Below are 18,754 nucleotides of genomic sequence, written 5' to 3' on the forward strand. Positions count from 1 at the left end.
GTGATCAGGCGGTACACGGCCAGTACCAGGTTGTTGGCGACCAACGAATCCGCAGTGGAGAAGAAGCCGAGGTTGCGCATCACGATGCGACGCTCGTCGTCGGTCAGGCCTTCGGGGTTTTTCCACAGGGCGATGTCGGCGGTCATGTTGACCTCTTGCGGCATCCAGTGGTTGGCGCAGCCGTCGAGGTACTTCTGCCAGGCCCAGTCGTACTTGAAAGGTACGAGTTGGTTGAGGTCGGCGCGGCAGTTGATCATGCGCTTTTCGTCAACGGCGACGCGGGCGGCGGAGCCTTCGAGCTCGGCGAGGCCTTCGGCGACGTCGAGTTTGTCGAGGGCGGCCTTGGCGCGCACGATGGCGGCGGAGTCATTGGCGGTGACGGCGCGGGCTTCGATGGCGGCAGCAGCGCCGGCGCCGTCGAGGCGGTCCATGTTGGCTTCGGTGGCGTGGCCGGCGTTGGCGCCTTTGGCAACTACTTCGCCGTCTTCTTCTTTGTCGAATTCGTCCCAGCTCAGCATGACGTGTCGTCTCCTGCGTGAGGGCTCTAAGGTGCCCGTGTGAAACCGGATGGTGGGGTGTTCACACGGCCCAAAGGCCGCGGTGGATCTTAAGGAATCGTTTGTTGCAGCTAACGCACGCATTAAACGGAATCAGGGTTACGGGTGTTCTGCTTGAGGCTTGAGGGGCGGAGCAATGCTTGCTGGCTCCAGCGGGGGCCTCAGGTCTGGCTCTTCGTCCCAGTGTAAAGGGATATTGCAGGCCCGATTTACCCGCGCATTATAGGGAAAAATTCGACTTTGTGTTGCGGCGGATGGTCTCGGTGAGCGGCCAAAATGGTGGTGTTTGCAGCCAAGGTCCGGGTTTACAAGGCTTTGCCTGGCTTGGATTTTTTTGACGGGCGGTAGGCGTTTGTTTCAGCGCGCCGAACTGGGGCAGATTCGGTCTGGAAGTTCTTGCGCCGTTTGGCGCAAGAACGGGTCGCGGGGGGTTACTGGGCTGCGGCTTTGATGCTGGCAAACATCTGCTTGCCAGCCTTGGCGGGGTCCGCGTCTTTATTGCTCATGAAGTTGCTGACCACATCAAACACCGCCCCTTGCACCGCCTGGGACGTGGACATGTTGAAGGCCATGCTCGGCTCCAGCGTGCCGGCGTTCTCGGCTTCGGCGAAGTCCTTGGCGGAAGCCTGGGCACAGCTGTCGAACTGGCTCATGTCCAGGCCCTTGATCACCGGGATGGAGCCTTTGTTCTGGTTGAACACGCTCTGGAATTGCGGCTCCAGGGCGATCTTGGCCAGGTCGTCGCGAGCCGCGTTGTTGCCCGGCGTATCATTTTTACTGGACGGTTTGAACATGGCCAGTGAGTCGATGGTGTAGCTATAAATGCCTTGTGAGCCGGGGAAGGGCACGCATTCATAATCGGCCCCGGCTTTTTTACCCGCCGCGGTCCACTCACTCTTGGCCCAGTCCCCCATGATTTGCATGCCGGCCTGGCCATTGATGACTTTGGCGGTTTCCATGTTCCAGTCCTGGCCTGCGCCGTTGGGGTCCATGTAGGTCCTCAGCTTGCGCAGCGCGACGAAGACTTCGGTCATTTTGGGGCCGGTGAAGGTGGCTTCGTCGTTGTCGATAAAGGCTTTCTGGAAGCCATCGGCGCCCAGGATGCTGAGCACCAGGCCTTCAAATACGGTGGTGTCCTGCCAGGGTTGGCCGCCGTGGGCGATGGCGATGAAGCCGGCGGCCTTGAGTTTGTCGCCGGCGGCGTAGAGTTCTTCCAGGGTGGCCGGGGCTTTGGACACGCCGGCTTTCTTGAGCACCTCGGGGTTGATCCATAACCAGTTGATGCGGTGGATGTTGAGCGGTACGGCGACGTAGTGGTCGTCGAACTTCATCAGTTGCGCAATGCTTTCGGGCAGCAGGCTGTCCCAGTGATTGGCCTTGGCGACGTTGTCGACGCTGGTCAGCAGGCCCAGCTTGCCCCACTCCTGAATGTCCGGAGCTTTGATCTGCGCGGCAGAGGGCGGGTTGCCGGAGACGGCGCGGCTCTTGAGGACGGTCATGGCAGCAGCGCCACCGCCGCCGGCCACGGCACTGTTTTGCCAGATGAAGCCGTCTTTCTCGATCAGTTGTTGCAGCACCTGTACAGACTTGGCTTCCCCGCCCGAGGTCCAGTAGTGGACGACTTCAACAGTGCCTTTGCTGTCGGCTGCGTGAGCGGCGAACGTGCAAAGGCTGGCGAGGGAGATGGCAACGGCAAGGCGATGGGGGATTTTCATGTGGGATAACCCTTTTTGTTGTTTTGGGGAGCGGTGCTTATTCCAGCCCCAGCCCTTTGCGGCCGAGGGTGTTCAGTTGCGGCGTCATGAAGCGGTCTTTCCACTCTTTCTCGTAGTCCTCCCGGGCGAAATCATCCGGTGAGGCCCCTTGCTCGAACGCCCTGAGCACATCCTTGGCGTACCGCAGGTTTTTCGGGCACATGGGCGCGGCGGGCACGTACATCACGTTGCCCCAGCCCTGTTGATTTTCGACGGGGGCGACGCTGTGGATTACGTCGCAGTGCCACCACACCGAATCGCCGGCCTGCACGTCCGGAATCGGGGTCATGCCCTGGACCAGCAGCGGGTGCCATTTCTCTGAAACCGGCAGCACCTTGCCCGGCGCAACGCCGCACAATTCATCTTCGGGGACGTCGTCCAGCAACGGGCGCAGCAGCATGTAGGCCATGGCCTTGGGGATCGGCAAGGTATGCAGCACGCCCTGGTCGGCCTGCATGTCGCACAGTGCGGTCCAGCCCTGGAAGGTGCGGAAGGCCGAGCATTTCACCGTGTCCTTGTAGGCGTATTCATCGACTTCGGTGCGATGGGCGGCGTCCCAGGGGTCGTAGGACTTGAAGTCGTTGCGGTAGATCTTGTCGAACACCTTGAGGTAGGCCGGGTGCAGCCAGCGTTCCAGGGCGCCCGAGTCGGTGTGCGGGCCAAGCCCTTTGGAGGTGGTGCCGGGTGGGCGGCGGCGGACGCGGTCGGGGTACAACGCATTGATGTCTGGGTCGAACCATTGCCGGCCTTGGGAATTGATGGTCCACAGGCGGTTCAGGAACGACTGTGCGGCGCCCATGCGCTCGTGTTGGCGCAGTTGCATCTGGGCGTCGGACCAATAGATCGGGAATATCTCCGGGCGCGAGGCTTCGAGGTTACCGAAGAAATTGTCGGCCGGGCCGCGATACACCTCGTCGAAATGGTTGTGGTCGAGGTAGTCCAGCAGGCTCTTGTCCCACCCCAGCACTTGTTCCCTGGGGAAGTGGTTGCGGATCACCAGGCAGCCCCGGCGCTTGATGAGGGCTCGTTGTGCTTCGGTGACCTGGCCGGTGGCGATGGTTTCAAAGTCGAGTTCGGGCCAGGCAGACTGCTGGGCCTTGATCGAGGCGATTTCAGCCCTGATGAACTCGCTGACCTCGGCGAACAGCCCAGGCACGTCGCCGATCTGCGCGCGCAGGGCCTTTTTCATGGCGACGATGCTGCGCTTGTAGTCGTCCGGCAGCTCGGCACATTCGAAGGTGTGGTAGTTGCTCATGGGGTGACCTGTCTTGTTGTTGTGCATACAGGTATGGAATCACCCCGGCCTGCTTGGGCGGCAGCCTGATTTGGAGCGTTGAGTAGTACGATTATGGCGTTTGTTTCGAGGCGTATAGAAGAATCGGCTTATTGAAAGTGATGCCCGTGTTGAAGCCGAAACTGTGACGGCGTCATGCCCTTGTGCGCCTTGAACTGCCGATTGAACAACGCCTGGGAGGCATAGCCGACCTGTTCGGAAATCGCGCTGACCGCCAGGTTGCCCTGCATCAATAAGGCGCAGGCATGTCCGATGCGTAGCCGGACGATGTAGTCCAGCGCCGTGCAGCGTGTGTGTTTGCGGAACATGCGATGGAAGGCTGAAACGCTGACGCAGGCCATTTGCGCCAGCTCGGGAATGCCGACAGGTTGCGCATAGTGGCCGTGCAGGTAGTCCAGAACGCGGCGGATGCGCGCGTCTTCAACGATGTGAGGGGCGGCGTTTTCCGTCGCGATGCGCTGCGCGGTGATGTCCCGGGACAATGTGTTGAGCACGGTGAGCAACGAGATCAGTCGCTGGGAAGCGTCTTGCTCGACCATTGCTTCGATCACCGGGCGCAGCGCCCGGGACGTAGCATCACTGAAACTCAACGCTTGTCGCGCAGCAGCCAATAGCGCTCGCGTCGACCCCATCTCCGGAAACAGCTGCACCAGCGAATCCGCCCAAGCCTCTGAAAACCAGATAACCAAGGCAATGTGCGGTTTGGCGGGGTCGATCAACTCGACGGAAGACCAGCTATGGGGAACGTTCGGGCCCACCAGCACCAGGTCGCCATCATCGTAGAGCGCCACATCATTGCTGATATAGCGGTGCCCGCGACTGTTGAGGGTCAGGGTCAGCTCATATTCGGGATGGTGGTGCCATTCAAACGGAATCGCCTCCGGTAGACGCCTGTTCAGCAGGGTCCAGGAGGTGTTCGCCTCGGTTGGGATTTTTTCGAAACTGGCTCGCATGAATGCATCCTGCCTTGCAGGTGGGGTGGCGGCGCCACAATCGTAGCATTCGATTCGAGGGGGGGCGCTCTTTGCCGCAAGAACGATTTCTTGCGGCGAATAAGATCAGGTTCAGTTCAAACTAACGAAGTTATTATCCGTTAGAGCAACCGTTACCCATGACCTGATATTGAAGAATATGACGCTGACCTTGTGAGTCTTCATATTCCATCTTTACCGGTACTACTTGGCATACATCCGGGACTTCACTCATGGACACTACTTTGGCGACGTCCAGATGGGTGCTGTAAGTGTAATCCTCAACAATCGGGGTGCTCTGGCTGGCTACGTCAGTCGGGGCTTCGTCGGCCAGGGCGGCGGTGGCGCACAAGCTGCTAAGGGCCATAACTAATAACGCTTTCATTTGACTATTTACCTTTTGGCGGTCGAAAGGGGTCACGGGGCCCTTGTGAGGCCACGTGTGTAACTTGATTGGGAAGTTCGGATTAACGTTGCCTTCGTGGGGGCTGTTACGTTGTTAATCACAGTGCCTTGATGGCGAGGTTGATTTTAGGCGTCCGAGTTATATTCATATACCCGTGCTTTTGATAAACACTATTGGTGGTTTTTGTAACAATCGCGAAATGAAGGTTTTTTCAGAAACCTGCAAAGCGCCACGGGCCGCGGGCCAGAGCGCTGCCAGGGGATAGGTGGGCAATTTGTAGGGGCTTGTTACTACCATCGTCGAATGGTTCTATAGGTCCGGCCCGGCTACAACAGGGCCATACAACAACAACTATGTCACCGAGGTAAGAAAGATGAGTGCGGCTTCTCTGTACCCCGTTCGCCCCGAAGTAGCAGCCAATACGCTGACCGATGAGGCGACCTACAAGGCCATGTACCAGCAGTCGGTGGTCAACCCCGACGGTTTCTGGCGCGAGCAAGCCAAGCGCCTTGACTGGATCAAGCCTTTCACCACGGTGAAGCAGACCTCCTTCGACGATCACCATGTCGACATCAAATGGTTTGCCGACGGCACCCTCAACGTTTCCTACAACTGCCTGGACCGCCACCTCGCCGAGCGTGGCGACCAGCCAGCAATCATCTGGGAGGGCGACGACCCTGCCGAAAGCCGCACCATCACCTACCGCGAGCTGCATGAAGAAGTCTGCAAGTTCGCCAACGCCCTGCGCGGCCAGGATGTGCACCGCGGCGACGTGGTGACTATCTATATGCCGATGATTCCCGAAGCCGCGGTCGCCATGCTGGCCTGTGCCCGGATCGGTGCGATTCACTCGGTGGTGTTTGGCGGGTTCTCGCCAGAGGCCCTGGCCGGTCGGATCATCGACTGCAAATCCAAGGTGGTGATCACCGCCGACGAAGGCATTCGTGCCGGCAAGAAAATTTCCCTGAAGGCCAACGTCGACGACGCCCTGACCAACCCGGAAACCAGCAGCATCCAGAAAGTCATCGTGTGCAAGCGCACCGGTGGCAACATCAAGTGGAACCAGCATCGCGACATCTGGTACGAAGACCTGATGAAAGTGGCGGGCACCGTGTGTGCGCCGAAAGAGATGGGCGCCGAAGAAGCGCTGTTCATCCTTTACACCTCCGGCTCCACCGGCAAGCCGAAGGGCGTGCAGCACACCACCGGCGGCTACCTGTTGTACGCAGCCCTGACCCACGAGCGCGTGTTTGACTACCGCCCGGGCGAAATCTACTGGTGCACCGCCGACGTCGGCTGGGTCACCGGCCACACCTATATCGTCTATGGCCCACTGGCCAACGGCGCGACCACGCTGATGTTCGAAGGCGTGCCGAACTATCCGGACATCACCCGGGTGGCGAAGATCGTCGACAAGCACAAAGTGAACATCCTCTACACCGCACCGACCGCGATCCGCGCCATGATGGCTTCCGGCACCGCCGCCTGCGAAGGCGCCGATGGCAGCAGCTTGCGCCTGCTGGGTTCGGTGGGTGAGCCAATTAACCCGGAAGCGTGGGACTGGTACTACAAGAACGTCGGCCAATCCCGTTGCCCGATCGTCGATACCTGGTGGCAGACCGAGACCGGCGGCAACATGATGAGCCCGCTGCCGGGCGCCCATGCGCTCAAGCCGGGTTCGGCGGCGCGCCCATTCTTTGGGGTGGTACCGGCGCTGGTGGATAACCTCGGCAACCTGATTGAAGGCGTGGCCGAGGGTAACCTGGTGATCCTGGATTCGTGGCCGGGCCAGGCACGTACGCTGTATGGCGACCATGACCGGTTTGTGGACACCTACTTCAAGACCTTCCGTGGCATGTACTTCACCGGTGACGGTGCGCGCCGTGACGAGGATGGCTACTACTGGATCACCGGTCGGGTGGACGACGTGCTGAACGTCTCCGGCCACCGCATGGGCACCGCCGAGATTGAGAGCGCCATGGTTGCGCACCCGAAAGTCGCGGAAGCGGCGGTGGTGGGTGTGCCTCATGACATCAAGGGCCAGGGCATCTATGTGTATGTCACGCTGAAAAACGGCGAAGAGCCGAATGAAGCGTTGCGCCTGGAGCTGAAAAACTGGGTGCGTAAAGAGATCGGGCCGATTGCTTCGCCGGATGTGATCCAGTGGGCACCGGGCTTGCCGAAGACCCGTTCGGGGAAAATCATGCGCCGGATCCTGCGCAAGATTGCCACCGCTGAATACGACGGGTTGGGCGATATCTCCACCCTGGCGGATCCGAGTGTGGTGGCGCATTTGATCGAGACGCACAAGACCATGAACGTCGCGTAAGGCGGGTTTGTGGGACATAGCCCTATTCGGCGTAGGCCGGGTGGGGCTTTTTTGTGCGATCGGACAGGCGACCTATAACCCCTGTGGGAGCGGGCTTGCTCGCGAAGGCGGTGTATCAGTTAGTGGTGTGCTGGCTGACACGCCGCCTTCGCGAGCAAGCCCGCTCCCACATTTTGATTGCATTCCAAGATTGGTCATTCAGTGGCGCGACTTACACAAGGCCAATAAATATCGGATTGTGTTGTAGGAAGTTTCTGGATGTTACCGAACCCGGCAAATGTGTAACCCCACGCCCAAACATGAGGCAAAGTGCTACGCCCATGCCCCGAAAACCCGCGTCTTAGACGCCCTGAAAAATTAGATCCAACGCTACACTTGCCGTGCTAGAAGGGTTTGCGAATAATAGGCCCGCAACTTGCAGCGTTAACAGGTTTAATATCTTTTGCCTCTGCATAAAATCAAGAGGCTGTCAATGTGCTGGAACCGCTTTCTCGGTGCTTCTGTAAATTGTTGTCGCATTGAGGAAATATCGGCTTCCGGCCTGTCGTTAGAATGCCGATCACTCGCTCGTCGTCGCCGATGCTGAACTGGCGCAGGACGCAGCACCGCTATTCGGTTTCACTCATTCGCATCGTGGGCCCTGGCTCATACTGCTGTTTTGCCCTATACCGATGGAGTCCCAAGATGAAGAAACTCGTGCTGTTGGGCGCCCTGGCGCTGTCCGTGCTGTCCATGCAGGCTTTCGCCGAAGGCAAGCCACTGAAGATTGGTATTGAAGCGGCTTACCCTCCGTTTGCCTCCAAGGCACCGGACGGCAGCATCGTCGGTTTTGACTACGACATCGGCAACGCCCTGTGTGAGCAGATGCAGGTCAAGTGCACCTGGGTCGAGCAGGAATTCGACGGCCTGATCCCGGCGCTGAAAGTGCGCAAGATCGACGCCATCCTGTCCTCGATGTCCATCACCGACGATCGCAAGAAGTCCGTGGACTTCACCAACCGCTACTACCTGACCCCAGCTCGCCTGGTATTGAAGGAAGGCACTGCCGTCAGCGACAGCCTGGATGAATTGAAAGGCAAGAAAATCGGCGTGCAGCGCGGTTCGATCCACGACCGTTTCGCCAAGGAAGTGCTGGCTCCCAAAGGCGCCACCATTGTTCCTTACAGCTCGCAGAACGAAATCTATCTGGACGTAGAAGCCGGTCGCCTTGATGGCACCGTGGCCGACGCCACCCTGTTGCAGGAAGGCTTCCTCGACACGCCAGCCGGTAAAGGCTACGCGTTCACCGGCCCGGCCTTCACCGACGCCAAGTACTTCGGCGACGGTATCGGCATCGCGGTACGTAAAGGCGACAAGGAAAACCTGGACCGCATCAACGCTGCAATCGCTGCGATCCGTGCCAACGGCAAGTACAAGGCAATCCAGGACAAGTACTTCAACTTCGACATTTACGGCCCAGAAGCCAAGTAAACCGTCGCAGCTGTCTGTCCAGAATGGCGCAAGCACCAGGATCTCTGAAGTTTGCGCCATTTTTTCATCCCCCTTTTCGAGGACCTGAATCATGTTGAAAGGCTACGGGGCTGTCATCCTCGATGGCGCTTGGTTGACGCTTCAGCTCGCCTTGTCGTCCATGGCCCTGGCCATTGTTCTGGGTCTGATCGGGGTCGCGTTGCGCCTCTCGCCGGTGCGCTGGTTGGCCTGGCTGGGCGACCTGTACTCCACGGTGATCCGCGGGATCCCCGACCTGGTGCTGATCCTGCTGATTTTCTACGGTGGTCAGGACCTGCTTAACCGCGTTGCGCCGTTGCTCGGCTACAACGACTACATTGACTTGAACCCCTTGGCCGCCGGTATCGGCACCCTGGGTTTCATCTTTGGCGCCTACCTTTCGGAAACCTTCCGTGGCGCCTTCATGGCCATTCCCAAGGGCCAGGCCGAAGCCGGCCTGGCGTATGGCATGAGCCCGTTCCAGGTGTTTTTCCGGGTGATGGTGCCGCAGATGATTCGGCTGGCGATCCCCGGGTTTACCAACAACTGGCTGGTACTGACCAAGGCCACCGCATTGATTTCGGTGGTGGGCCTGCAAGACATGATGTTCAAGGCCAAGCAGGCGGCAGACGCCACCCGCGAACCTTTTACCTTCTTCCTCGCAGTGGCGGCGATGTACCTGGTGATCACCAGCGTGTCGTTGCTGGCCCTGCGTCATCTTGAGAAGCGCTACTCGGTAGGCGTAAAGGCGGCTGATCTATGATCTTCGACTACAACGTCATCTGGGAGGCCATGCCGCTGTACCTCGGCGGCTTGCTGACCACCCTGAAACTGCTGGCCATTTCGCTGTTCTTCGGTTTGCTCGCGGCCTTGCCCCTGGGCCTGATGCGCGTGTCCAAGCAGCCGATCGTCAACGGTGTTGCCTGGCTGTACACCTATGTGATTCGCGGCACGCCGATGCTGGTGCAGCTGTTCTTGATCTACTACGGCCTGGCCCAGTTCGAAGCGGTGCGCGAAAGCTTCATGTGGCCACTGCTGTCCAGTGCGACCTTCTGCGCCTGCCTGGCGTTTGCCGTGAACACCAGCGCCTATACCGCCGAGATCATCGCCGGCAGCCTCAAGGCCACGCCCCACGGCGAGATCGAGGCAGCCAAGGCCATGGGCATGTCGCGCTACAAGCTGTACCGCCGGATCCTGCTGCCATCGGCCCTGCGCCGGGCGCTGCCGCAATACAGCAACGAAGTGATCATGATGCTCCAGACCACCAGTCTTGCGTCCATCGTCACCCTGATCGACATCACCGGTGCCGCACGCACGGTGAACGCCCAGTACTACTTGCCGTTCGAAGCCTATATCACTGCGGGTGCGTTCTACCTGTGCCTGACCTTCATCCTGGTGCGCCTGTTCAAGTTGGCCGAAGGCCGCTGGCTGAGCTACCTGGCTCCACGGAAGCATTGATATGGAACGTATCGATCACCTGTTGCCCTGGGGTCACCTGGGCTGCGAACGCCAGCTGACGGTGTTTCGTTTCGGTAGCGGCGAGCGCAAGGCTTATATCCAGGCCAGCCTGCACGCGGATGAATTGCCCGGCATGCGCGCCGCCTGGGAGCTGAAAAAGCGCCTGACGGAACTGGAACAGCAAGGCGCCCTCAACGGCGTGATCGAGCTGGTTCCCGTCGCCAATCCGATGGGCCTGGGGCAACTGCTGCAAGGCAGTCACCAGGGCCGTTTCGAGATCGGCAGCGGCAAGAATTTCAACCGCGACTTCGTTGAGTTGAGCGAGCCGGTTACCGAGTTGCTCAACGGCAAGCTGGGGGATGATCCTCACGCCAATGTGCGCTTGATCCGCCAGGCCATGAGCGATGCGCTCAATGCGTTGCCGGCGCCGAGCAGCCAGTTGCAAGGCATGCAGCGGGTGTTGCTGAGCCATGCCTGCACCGCCGACGTGGTCCTCGACCTGCATTGCGACGCCGAAGCCGCGTTGCACATGTACGCGCTGCCGCAACACTGGCCGCAGTGGCGTTCGCTGTCGGCGCACCTGAATGTGAAGGTCGGCCTGCTGGCGGAAGATTCCGGCGGCAGTTCGTTTGACGAAGCCTGTTCGCTGCCGTGGCTGCGGCTGTCCCGGGCGTTCCCCGAGGCGCAGATTCCCCTGGCATGCCTGGCGACGACTCTGGAGCTGGGTGGCCAGGCCGATACTGGCCGTGACGAAGCGATTTTTCACGCCGAAGGCATCCTGGCGTTCCTCGCCGAGCAAGGCCTGATCCGTGGTGAATGGCCCGCGCCGCAGCACGAACCCTGTGAAGGCCTGCCTTTCGAAGGCACCGAGTTGTTGTTCGCGCCCCACGCCGGCGTGATCAGCTACCTGCGTAAAGCCGGTGACGTAGTCGAAGCCGGCGACCCGATATTTGAAGTGATCGATCCCTTGTCCGACCGCGTGAGCATTGTTTGCGCGGGCACGCCTGGGGTGCTGTTTGCCGTTGAACGGCTACGTTATGCCCAAGCGGGTTTCTGGCTGGCCAAGGTGGCGGGGCGCGAAGCGCTGCGGCACGGGCGCTTGCTCAACGACTGACCAACTGTTTTTGTGAGAACCGACCGCATGTACAAACTTGAAGTCCAAGACCTGCATAAACGCTATGGCAGTCATGAAGTGCTCAAAGGTGTTTCCCTGGCCGCCGCGGCCGGTGATGTGATCAGCATCATCGGGTCCAGTGGCTCGGGCAAAAGTACCTTTTTGCGCTGCATCAACCTGCTGGAGCAACCCCACGCCGGCAAGATTCTGCTCAATAACGAAGAGCTGAAACTGGTGGCCAACAAAGACGGCGCCATGAAGGCTGCAGACCCGAAACAGCTGCAACGCATGCGTTCGCGACTGTCGATGGTGTTCCAGCATTTCAACCTGTGGTCCCATATGACCGCGCTGGAAAACGTCATGGAAGCACCGGTGCACGTTCTGGGCATGTCGAAAAAAGACGCCCGGGAAAAGGCCGAGCACTACCTGGCCAAAGTCGGCGTGGGCCATCGCAAGGATGCGTTCCCTGGCCACATGTCCGGCGGTGAACAGCAACGCGTGGCGATTGCCCGTGCCCTGGCGATGGAGCCTGAGGTGATGCTGTTCGACGAACCCACCTCGGCCCTTGACCCGGAGCTGGTGGGCGAAGTGCTCAAGGTGATGCAGGACCTGGCCCAGGAAGGCCGGACCATGGTGGTGGTGACCCACGAAATGGGCTTTGCCCGTGAAGTCTCCAACCAACTGGTGTTCCTGCACAAAGGCATCGTCGAAGAGCGTGGCAACCCGCGCGAAGTGCTGGTCAACCCACAGTCCGAGCGTTTGCAGCAGTTTCTTTCCGGCAGCTTGAAGTAAACAGAACTGCTTTTATGCACTGAATTAGTGCAAGCTTCACAATCCTGAGGTTGCCCAATCCCCTGTGGGAGCGGGCTTGCTCGCGAAAGCGGTGTATCAGTTGATACATCCGGTGACTGATCCACCGCATTCGCGAGCAAGCCCGCTCCCACATTTGGATCTTCACCCGCTTTAGAGATTTGTGTTGGTTTACGGGCTAGCATTGGCCTTTGTCTTCATTACTGTTACTCGCTTCGGATAGCACTCCATGACTGCCCATCGAATTGGTTTCCTGATTTGGCCCAGCACTAAAGCACTGACGCTTGCGCTGGCTGAGGAGGCCTTGCGCGTTGCTCAGCGGGTGCATCCGGACGTGGTGTACGAACTCTCGTTTTTGCAGGCCGAACCGCCAATCGACGGCGCCTGGCAACTGCCGGGTGAGCCCTGGGCCGGCAAGCTGGAAGGTTTCCAAAAGCTGTTCCTGCTGGCCGATGAGCCACCGACCGTCATCGCCTCCCAGCTCAGCACCGCCCTCAAGCAACTGGTGCGTGCCGGGTGTGTGATCGGCGGCCTGTCGGCCGGTGTGTATCCGTTGGCTCAGCTCGGTCTGCTCGACGGCTATCGCGCCGCTGTGCACTGGCGCTGGCAGGACGATTTCGCCGAGCGTTTCCCCAAGGTCATCGCCACCAGCCATCTGTTCGACTGGGACCGTGACCGCCTGACCGCCTGCGGTGGCATGTCGGTACTCGACCTGCTGCTGGCAGTGCTGGCCCGTGACCACGGCGCCGAACTGGCCGGTGCCGTCTCGGAAGAACTGGTGGTAGAGCGCATCCGTGAGGGCGGCGAGCGCCAGCGCATCCCACTGCAAAACCGTCTGGGTTCCAGCCATCCAAAGCTGACCCAGGCGGTTTTGCTGATGGAGGCCAACATCGAAGAGCCGCTGACCACCGACGAAATCGCCCAGCATGTGTGCGTGTCCCGACGACAGCTCGAGCGGATCTTCAAGCAATACCTCAATCGCGTCCCCAGCCAGTACTACCTGGAACTGCGCCTGAACAAGGCCCGCCAGATGCTCATGCAAACCAGCAAGTCGATCATCCAGATCGGCCTGTCCTGCGGCTTCTCCTCGGGGCCGCACTTCTCCAGCGCCTACCGCAACTTCTTCGGCGCCACCCCTCGTGAAGACCGCAACCAGCGCCGCAGCAGCAGCCCGTTCGAATTGTCGTCGGTGCCGTCCGAGCGCGGCTAGGCATCAGTGCTCGGCCGGCATCTCCAGGCATGACGCTGTTCCTGTGCGCGGATGAGATCAACAGCAGACCAAAACGGCCATCGGCGACGGCATTGGATAGTTGTGCCTCACCGACCGCCCAAAACCGGCCCGGGCGGTTTAAACTGCGCCATTGCGATGCTATTTGTCGCATTGGCGTAAACCCGCGAAAATCGCGGGTTGGCGCTATAAGAAGTTGTCGCTTGGCGGCAAGGCCGCGCTGAAAACTGTCCTTACAATCCCTGCATCGCCCGCCAGTTTCAGGCAGGCGTTCCTCTTCAGGAGACTCCGATGTCCGTTGAGCAAGCCCCGGTGCAACGTGCCGATTTCGACCAGGTCATGGTTCCCAACTACGCACCTGCCGCTTTCATCCCCGTGCGTGGCGCAGGTTCCCGCGTATGGGACCAGGCGGGCCGAGAGCTGATCGACTTTGCCGGCGGCATCGCGGTCAACGTATTGGGCCACGCCCACCCGGCGCTGGTCGGTGCACTGACCGAACAGGCCAACAAGCTGTGGCACGTGTCCAACGTCTTCACCAATGAGCCGGCCCTGCGCCTGGCCCATAAGCTGATCGACGCCACGTTTGCCGAGCGTGTGTTCTTCTGCAACTCCGGCGCCGAAGCCAACGAGGCCGCCTTCAAGTTGGCCCGTCGTGTCGCGTTCGACCGCTTCGGCACCGAGAAATACGAAATCATCGCCGCGCTGAACAGCTTCCACGGCCGTACCCTGTTCACCGTGAACGTGGGTGGCCAGTCGAAGTACTCCGACGGCTTCGGTCCGAAGATCGTCGGCATCACCCACGTGCCTTACAACGATCTGGAGGCGCTGAAAGCCGCCGTCTCGGACAAGACCTGCGCCGTGGTGCTGGAGCCGATCCAGGGCGAAGGCGGCGTGCTGCCGGCAGAACTGTCGTACCTGCAAGGTGCCCGCGACCTGTGCGACGCGAACAACGCGCTGCTGGTGTTCGACGAAGTGCAAACCGGCATGGGCCGCAGCGGCGAGTTGTTCGCCTATCAGCATTACGGCGTCGTGCCGGACATCCTCACCAGCGCCAAGAGCCTGGGCGGCGGTTTCCCGATCGCGGCCATGCTGACTCGCGAAGACCTGGCCAAGCACCTGGTGGTCGGCACCCACGGCACCACCTACGGCGGCAACCCGCTGGCGTGCGCGGTGGCGGAAGCGGTGATCGACGTGATCAACACCCCGGAAGTGCTGGCTGGCGTTAATGCCAAGCACGACTTGTTCGTTTCCCGTCTGGAGAAGATTGGCCAGCAATACGGCATCTTCACCGAAGTGCGTGGCCTGGGCCTGCTGCTCGGTTGCGTGCTGAGCGATGCCTGGAAAGGCAAGGCCAAGGACATCTTCAACGCCGCCGAGCGCGAAGGCTTGATGATCCTGCAAGCCGGCCCGGATGTGGTGCGTTTCGCCCCGAGCCTGGTGGTGGAAGATGCCGATATCCAGGAAGGCCTGGACCGCTTCGAACGTGCGGTGAAAAAGCTGACGCAAGCCTGATGGACCGTTGGGTGCCCGGCGAGTCGGGCGCCCAACACAAATTTTGTATGCCGGACTCTTTAGTTGAAGCTGTGAAGATCAAATGTGGGAGCGGGCTTGCTCGCGAATGCAGTGGCTCAGTCACCTGAAATGTTGAATGACACACCGCTTTCGCGAGCAAGCCCGCTCCCACACTTGACCTCACTGATTTCAAGATCGTGTCCGGCATTTTTTCCTGTGAGTTTTCGAGTTAAGGAGTGACACCATGCTGGTGATGCGCCCCGCGCAAATGGCTGATCTGGGCGAGGTACAGCGTCTGGCTGCGGACAGCCCGATTGGTGTCACCTCCTTGCCGGATGATGTCGAACGCCTGAGCGACAAGATCGCTGCGAGCGAAGCGTCCTTCGCCGCCGAGGTCAGCTTCAACGGTGAAGAAAGCTATTTCTTCGTCCTGGAAGACACCGACGCCGGCAAGCTGGTGGGCTGTTCGGCCATCGTTGCCTCGGCCGGCTACTCGGAACCGTTCTACAGCTTCCGTAACGAGACCTTCGTGCACGCTTCCCGCGAGCTGAAGATCCACAACAAGATCCACGTGCTCTCGCAGTGCCATGACCTCACCGGCAACAGCCTGCTGACCAGCTTCTACGTGGTGCCGGAGCTGGTGGGTTCGCCGTGGTCGGAACTCAACTCCCGTGGCCGCCTGCTGTTCGTGGCCGGCCACCCGGAGCGCTTCGCCGATTCGGTGGTCACCGAGATTGTGGGCTACAGCGACGAGAACGGTGATTCGCCGTTCTGGGACGCCATCGGCCGCAACTTCTTCGACCTCAACTACGCCGCTGCCGAGCGCCTGTGCGGGTTGAAGAGCCGGACCTTCCTCGCCGAGCTGATGCCGCACTATCCGATCTACGTGCCGCTGTTGCCCGACGAAGCCCAGGAAGCCATGGGCCAGGTGCACCCGCGGGCGCAGATCACCTTCGACATCCTGATGCGCGAAGGCTTCGAGACTGACCATTACATCGACATCTTCGACGGCGGCCCAACCCTGCACGCACGGGTCTCGGGCATTCGCTCGATCGCCCAGAGCCGTGTGGTGCCGGTGAAGATCGGTGAGATGGTCAAGGGTGTCGGCCGCCAGTACCTGGTGAGCAACGGCCAGTTGCAGGATTACCGCGCGGTGATGTTGGAGCTGGACTACGCGCCGGGCAAGCCAGTGACCCTGGACCTGGAAACCGCCGAAGCCCTGGGCGTCGGCGAAGGTGCCAGCGTTCGACTGGTAGCGGTTTAAGAATGAGTTTCGCGGGTGGCTTGCAAGGCGGCCCGTTTGAGGAGATAGCATGATCGTTCGTCCCGTACGCAGCAGCGATTTACCGGCCCTGATTGATCTGGCGCGCAGCACCGGCACCGGCCTCACCACCTTGCCGGCCAACGAAGAGCGCCTGACCCATCGGGTCGGCTGGGCTGAAAAGACCTTTCGCGGCGAAGCCGGGCGCGGTGATGCGGACTACCTGTTCGTGCTGGAAAACGACGAAGGTCGCGTGGTGGGGATTTCCGCCATCGCCGGTGCAGTCGGTCTGCGCGAGCCCTGGTACAACTTCCGGGTCGGCCTGACGGTCAGCGCCTCCCAGGAGCTGAACATCTACCGTGAAATCCCGACGCTGTTTCTGGCCAACGACCTGACCGGCAACTCCGAGCTGTGCTCGTTGTTCCTGCACGCCGATTACCGCAACGGCCTTAACGGCCGCATGCTGGCCAAGGCGCGCATGCTGTTTATCGCGGAATTCCCGCAGCTGTTCGGCAACAAGATCATCGCCGAGATGCGCGGCATGTCCGACGAAGCCGGGCGCTCGCCGTTCTGGGAAAGCCTGGGCCGGCACTTCTTCAAGATGGAATTCAGCCAGGCCGACTACCTCACCGGCGTGGGCAACAAGGCGTTTATCGCCGAGCTGATGCCGAAGTTTCCGCTGTACACCTGCTTCCTGTCTGAAGACGCGCGCAACGTGATCGGCAAGGTCCACACCGACACCGAGCCGGCCCTGAGCATGCTCAAGAGCGAAGGTTTCAGCTACCAGGGCTACGTCGACATCTTCGACGCGGGCCCGGCGGTGGAGTGTGAAACCACCAAGATCCGCGCCGTGCGCGACAGCGAAGCGCTGGTGCTGGCGATTGGTACGCCGGGCGACGACGCCACGCCGTTCCTGATCCATAACCGCAAACGTGAAGATTGCCGCATCACCGCCGCGCCGGCGCGGTTGGCTGCGGGCACCCTGGTGGTCGATCAACAGACCGCCAAGCGCCTGCAACTGATCGCCGGTGATCAAGTGCGTGCCGTACCGTTGTCCGCTGCCCGGGAGTCGAAATAATGAATTCGCTATACATCGCAGGTGAATGGCTGGCTGGCCAGGGTGAAGTGTTTGAGTCGCTGAACCCGGTGACCCAGCAGGTGGTGTGGTCGGGTAATGGCGCCACCGCCGAGCAGGTCGAGTCCGCCGTCCAGGCCGCACGCCAGGCGTTTCCGGCCTGGGCCAAGCGTTCGTTGGAAGAGCGCCTGAGCGTGCTGGAAGCCTTCGCCGCCAACCTGAAGAGTCGTGCTGACGAACTCGCCCGCTGCATCGGTGAGGAAACCGGCAAGCCTTTGTGGGAATCGGCGACTGAAGTCACCAGCATGGTCAACAAGGTCGCGATCTCGGTGCAAAGCTACCGCGAGCGTACCGGCGAGAAGAGCGGCCCATTGGGCGACGCCACTGCCGTGTTGCGCCACAAGCCCCACGGTGTGGTGGCGGTGTTTGGCCCCTACAACTTCCCGGGTCACTTGCCTAACGGGCATATCGTGCCGGCCTTGCTGGCGGGTAACACCGTGCTGTTCAAACCGAGTGAGCTGACCCCGAAAGTCGCCGAGCTGACCGTGCAATGCTGGATCGACGCCGGCCTGCCGGCGGGCGTGTTGAACCTGCTGCAAGGCGCGCGGGAAACCGGGATCGCCCTGGCGGCGAATCCGGGCATCGACGGTCTGTTCTTCACCGGCTCCAGCCGCACCGGCAACCATCTGCACCAGCAATTCGCCGGGCGCCCGGACAAGATCCTCGCGCTGGAAATGGGCGGCAACAACCCGCTGGTGGTGGACGAAGTGGCCGATGTGGATGCGGCCGTGTACACCATTATCCAGTCGGCGTTTATCTCCGCTGGCCAGCGTTGCACCTGTGCCCGTCGCCTGCTGGTGCCGGAAGGCGCCTGGGGCGATGCGTTGCTCGCACGCCTGGTGGCGGTGAGCTCGACCATCGAAGTCGGCGCATTTGACCAAACGCCGGCGCCGTTCATGGGCTCGGTGATTTCCCTCGGTGCTGCCAAGGCGTTGATGGATGCCCAGGAATTGCTGTTGGCCAATGGCGCCGTGGCGCTGTTGGAAATGACTCAACCCCAGGCCCAGGCTGCGTTGCTGACGCCGGGGATTATCGATGTGACCGAGGTTACGGAACGCGCTGACGAAGAGCTGTTCGGCCCACTGCTGCAAGTGATCCGCTACGCTGATTTCGAGGCGGCGATTGCCGAGGCCAACAACACTCAATACGGCTTGGCGGCCGGGTTGCTGTCGGATTCCGAGGCGCGTTACCAGCAGTTCTGGCTGGAAAGCCGCGCCGGGATCGTCAACTGGAACAAACAGCTGACGGGTGCTGCGAGCAGCGCGCCATTTGGCGGGGTAGGGGCTTCGGGCAACCATCGCGCCAGCGCCTATTACGCGGCGGACTATTGCGCGTACCCGGTGGCCTCCCTTGAGACCCCGAGCCTGGTGCTACCGGCGACGTTAACCCCGGGTGTGACGCTGATCTAAATGTGGGAGCGGGCTTGCTCGCGAAGGC

Annotated in this window: 16 protein-coding genes; 11 read left to right on the forward strand and 5 right to left on the reverse strand. The window is 60.7% G+C overall.

The window, feature by feature from the left end:
* The 5 genes from HX824_RS12165 to HX824_RS12185 all read right to left on the reverse strand — a co-directional run.
* Positions 1 to 518: ribonucleotide-diphosphate reductase subunit beta (locus HX824_RS12165; RefSeq protein WP_177054679.1), on the reverse strand; the 518-nt coding region annotated here is incomplete at its 3' end.
* Positions 519 to 988: 470 nt separating this feature from the next.
* A complete protein-coding gene (locus HX824_RS12170; protein WP_177054595.1) occupies positions 989 to 2,272 on the reverse strand; it encodes an ABC transporter substrate-binding protein in 1,284 nt (427 codons plus the stop codon).
* 37 nt (positions 2,273 to 2,309) lie between these two features.
* Positions 2,310 to 3,566, reverse strand: a complete 1,257-nt coding sequence (locus HX824_RS12175) for a DUF1479 domain-containing protein (RefSeq protein WP_177054596.1) — start codon at positions 3,564 to 3,566, stop codon at positions 2,310 to 2,312.
* Between the two features lie 128 nt (positions 3,567 to 3,694).
* Positions 3,695 to 4,558 carry an AraC family transcriptional regulator gene (locus HX824_RS12180; protein WP_177054597.1) on the reverse strand — a complete coding sequence of 288 codons (864 nt, stop codon included), beginning with the start codon at positions 4,556 to 4,558 and terminating at the stop codon, positions 3,695 to 3,697.
* A 133-nt stretch (positions 4,559 to 4,691) separates the two neighbouring features.
* Positions 4,692 to 4,961, reverse strand: coding sequence for a DUF2790 domain-containing protein (locus tag HX824_RS12185; RefSeq protein ID WP_003214348.1), 270 nt, complete (start codon positions 4,959 to 4,961; stop codon positions 4,692 to 4,694).
* A gap of 394 nt (positions 4,962 to 5,355) precedes the next feature.
* Between HX824_RS12185 and acs the strand changes: the two genes are divergently transcribed.
* The 11 genes from acs (at position 5,356) to astD (ending at position 18,726) form a co-directional block, all read left to right on the forward strand.
* Positions 5,356 to 7,311 (forward strand): acetate--CoA ligase, encoded by a 1,956-nt coding sequence (acs, locus tag HX824_RS12190; RefSeq protein WP_003214346.1) that lies wholly within the window; start codon positions 5,356 to 5,358, stop codon positions 7,309 to 7,311.
* A 684-nt stretch (positions 7,312 to 7,995) separates the two neighbouring features.
* Entirely contained in the window at positions 7,996 to 8,781 is a 786-nt protein-coding gene (locus tag HX824_RS12195; RefSeq protein WP_003214343.1) for an ABC transporter substrate-binding protein, read from the forward strand.
* A 91-nt stretch (positions 8,782 to 8,872) separates the two neighbouring features.
* Positions 8,873 to 9,562 carry an ABC transporter permease gene (locus tag HX824_RS12200; RefSeq protein ID WP_003214341.1) on the forward strand — a complete coding sequence of 230 codons (690 nt, stop codon included), beginning with the start codon at positions 8,873 to 8,875 and terminating at the stop codon, positions 9,560 to 9,562.
* Positions 9,559 to 10,257 carry an ABC transporter permease gene (locus HX824_RS12205; protein ID WP_008435252.1) on the forward strand — a complete coding sequence of 233 codons (699 nt, stop codon included), beginning with the start codon at positions 9,559 to 9,561 and terminating at the stop codon, positions 10,255 to 10,257. The genes HX824_RS12200 and HX824_RS12205 overlap by 4 nt, the downstream gene beginning before the upstream one ends.
* 1 nt (position 10,258) lies before the next feature.
* Positions 10,259 to 11,371, forward strand: coding sequence for a succinylglutamate desuccinylase/aspartoacylase family protein (locus tag HX824_RS12210; RefSeq protein WP_008435255.1), 1,113 nt, complete (start codon positions 10,259 to 10,261; stop codon positions 11,369 to 11,371).
* Positions 11,372 to 11,398: 27 nt separating this feature from the next.
* Positions 11,399 to 12,163 carry an ABC transporter ATP-binding protein gene (locus tag HX824_RS12215; RefSeq protein WP_003214336.1) on the forward strand — a complete coding sequence of 255 codons (765 nt, stop codon included), beginning with the start codon at positions 11,399 to 11,401 and terminating at the stop codon, positions 12,161 to 12,163.
* A gap of 247 nt (positions 12,164 to 12,410) precedes the next feature.
* Positions 12,411 to 13,391, forward strand: coding sequence for a GlxA family transcriptional regulator (locus HX824_RS12220; RefSeq protein ID WP_003214334.1), 981 nt, complete (start codon positions 12,411 to 12,413; stop codon positions 13,389 to 13,391).
* Positions 13,392 to 13,700: 309 nt separating this feature from the next.
* Positions 13,701 to 14,921, forward strand: coding sequence for an aspartate aminotransferase family protein (locus tag HX824_RS12225; protein WP_003214332.1), 1,221 nt, complete (start codon positions 13,701 to 13,703; stop codon positions 14,919 to 14,921).
* Positions 14,922 to 15,165: 244 nt separating this feature from the next.
* Positions 15,166 to 16,185, forward strand: a complete 1,020-nt coding sequence (gene aruF, locus HX824_RS12230) for an arginine/ornithine succinyltransferase subunit alpha (RefSeq protein WP_003214328.1) — start codon at positions 15,166 to 15,168, stop codon at positions 16,183 to 16,185.
* Positions 16,186 to 16,234: 49 nt separating this feature from the next.
* The gene (gene astA / locus HX824_RS12235) at positions 16,235 to 17,260 is read left to right on the forward strand and encodes an arginine N-succinyltransferase (protein WP_003214325.1); all 1,026 of its coding nucleotides are present in this window, start codon (positions 16,235 to 16,237) and stop codon (positions 17,258 to 17,260) included.
* The gene (gene astD, locus HX824_RS12240) at positions 17,257 to 18,726 is read left to right on the forward strand and encodes a succinylglutamate-semialdehyde dehydrogenase (RefSeq protein WP_168197533.1); all 1,470 of its coding nucleotides are present in this window, start codon (positions 17,257 to 17,259) and stop codon (positions 18,724 to 18,726) included. The genes astA and astD overlap by 4 nt, the downstream gene beginning before the upstream one ends.
* The last annotated feature ends 28 nt before the right edge of the window (positions 18,727 to 18,754 follow it).

It is taken from the genome of Pseudomonas sp. D4002, assembly GCF_013385665.1.
Classification (GTDB): domain Bacteria; phylum Pseudomonadota; class Gammaproteobacteria; order Pseudomonadales; family Pseudomonadaceae; genus Aquipseudomonas.

Bases quoted from the DNA above. Each gene is read 5' to 3' on its own strand.
- HX824_RS12180 (WP_177054597.1), bottom strand. From the start codon at position 4,558: ATGCGAGCCAGTTTCGAAAAAATCCCAACCGAGGCGAACACCTCCTGG.
- HX824_RS12200 (WP_003214341.1), top strand. From the start codon at position 8,873: ATGTTGAAAGGCTACGGGGCTGTCATCCTCGATGGCGCTTGGTTGACG.
- HX824_RS12175 (WP_177054596.1), bottom strand. From the start codon at position 3,566: ATGAGCAACTACCACACCTTCGAATGTGCCGAGCTGCCGGACGACTAC.
- HX824_RS12185 (WP_003214348.1), bottom strand. From the start codon at position 4,961: ATGAAAGCGTTATTAGTTATGGCCCTTAGCAGCTTGTGCGCCACCGCC.
- HX824_RS12195 (WP_003214343.1), top strand. From the start codon at position 7,996: ATGAAGAAACTCGTGCTGTTGGGCGCCCTGGCGCTGTCCGTGCTGTCC.
- aruF (WP_003214328.1), top strand. From the start codon at position 15,166: ATGCTGGTGATGCGCCCCGCGCAAATGGCTGATCTGGGCGAGGTACAG.
- HX824_RS12205 (WP_008435252.1), top strand. From the start codon at position 9,559: ATGATCTTCGACTACAACGTCATCTGGGAGGCCATGCCGCTGTACCTC.
- astA (WP_003214325.1), top strand. From the start codon at position 16,235: ATGATCGTTCGTCCCGTACGCAGCAGCGATTTACCGGCCCTGATTGAT.
- acs (WP_003214346.1), top strand. From the start codon at position 5,356: ATGAGTGCGGCTTCTCTGTACCCCGTTCGCCCCGAAGTAGCAGCCAAT.
- HX824_RS12170 (WP_177054595.1), bottom strand. From the start codon at position 2,272: ATGAAAATCCCCCATCGCCTTGCCGTTGCCATCTCCCTCGCCAGCCTT.
- HX824_RS12210 (WP_008435255.1), top strand. From the start codon at position 10,259: ATGGAACGTATCGATCACCTGTTGCCCTGGGGTCACCTGGGCTGCGAA.
- HX824_RS12220 (WP_003214334.1), top strand. From the start codon at position 12,411: ATGACTGCCCATCGAATTGGTTTCCTGATTTGGCCCAGCACTAAAGCA.
- HX824_RS12225 (WP_003214332.1), top strand. From the start codon at position 13,701: ATGTCCGTTGAGCAAGCCCCGGTGCAACGTGCCGATTTCGACCAGGTC.
- HX824_RS12215 (WP_003214336.1), top strand. From the start codon at position 11,399: ATGTACAAACTTGAAGTCCAAGACCTGCATAAACGCTATGGCAGTCAT.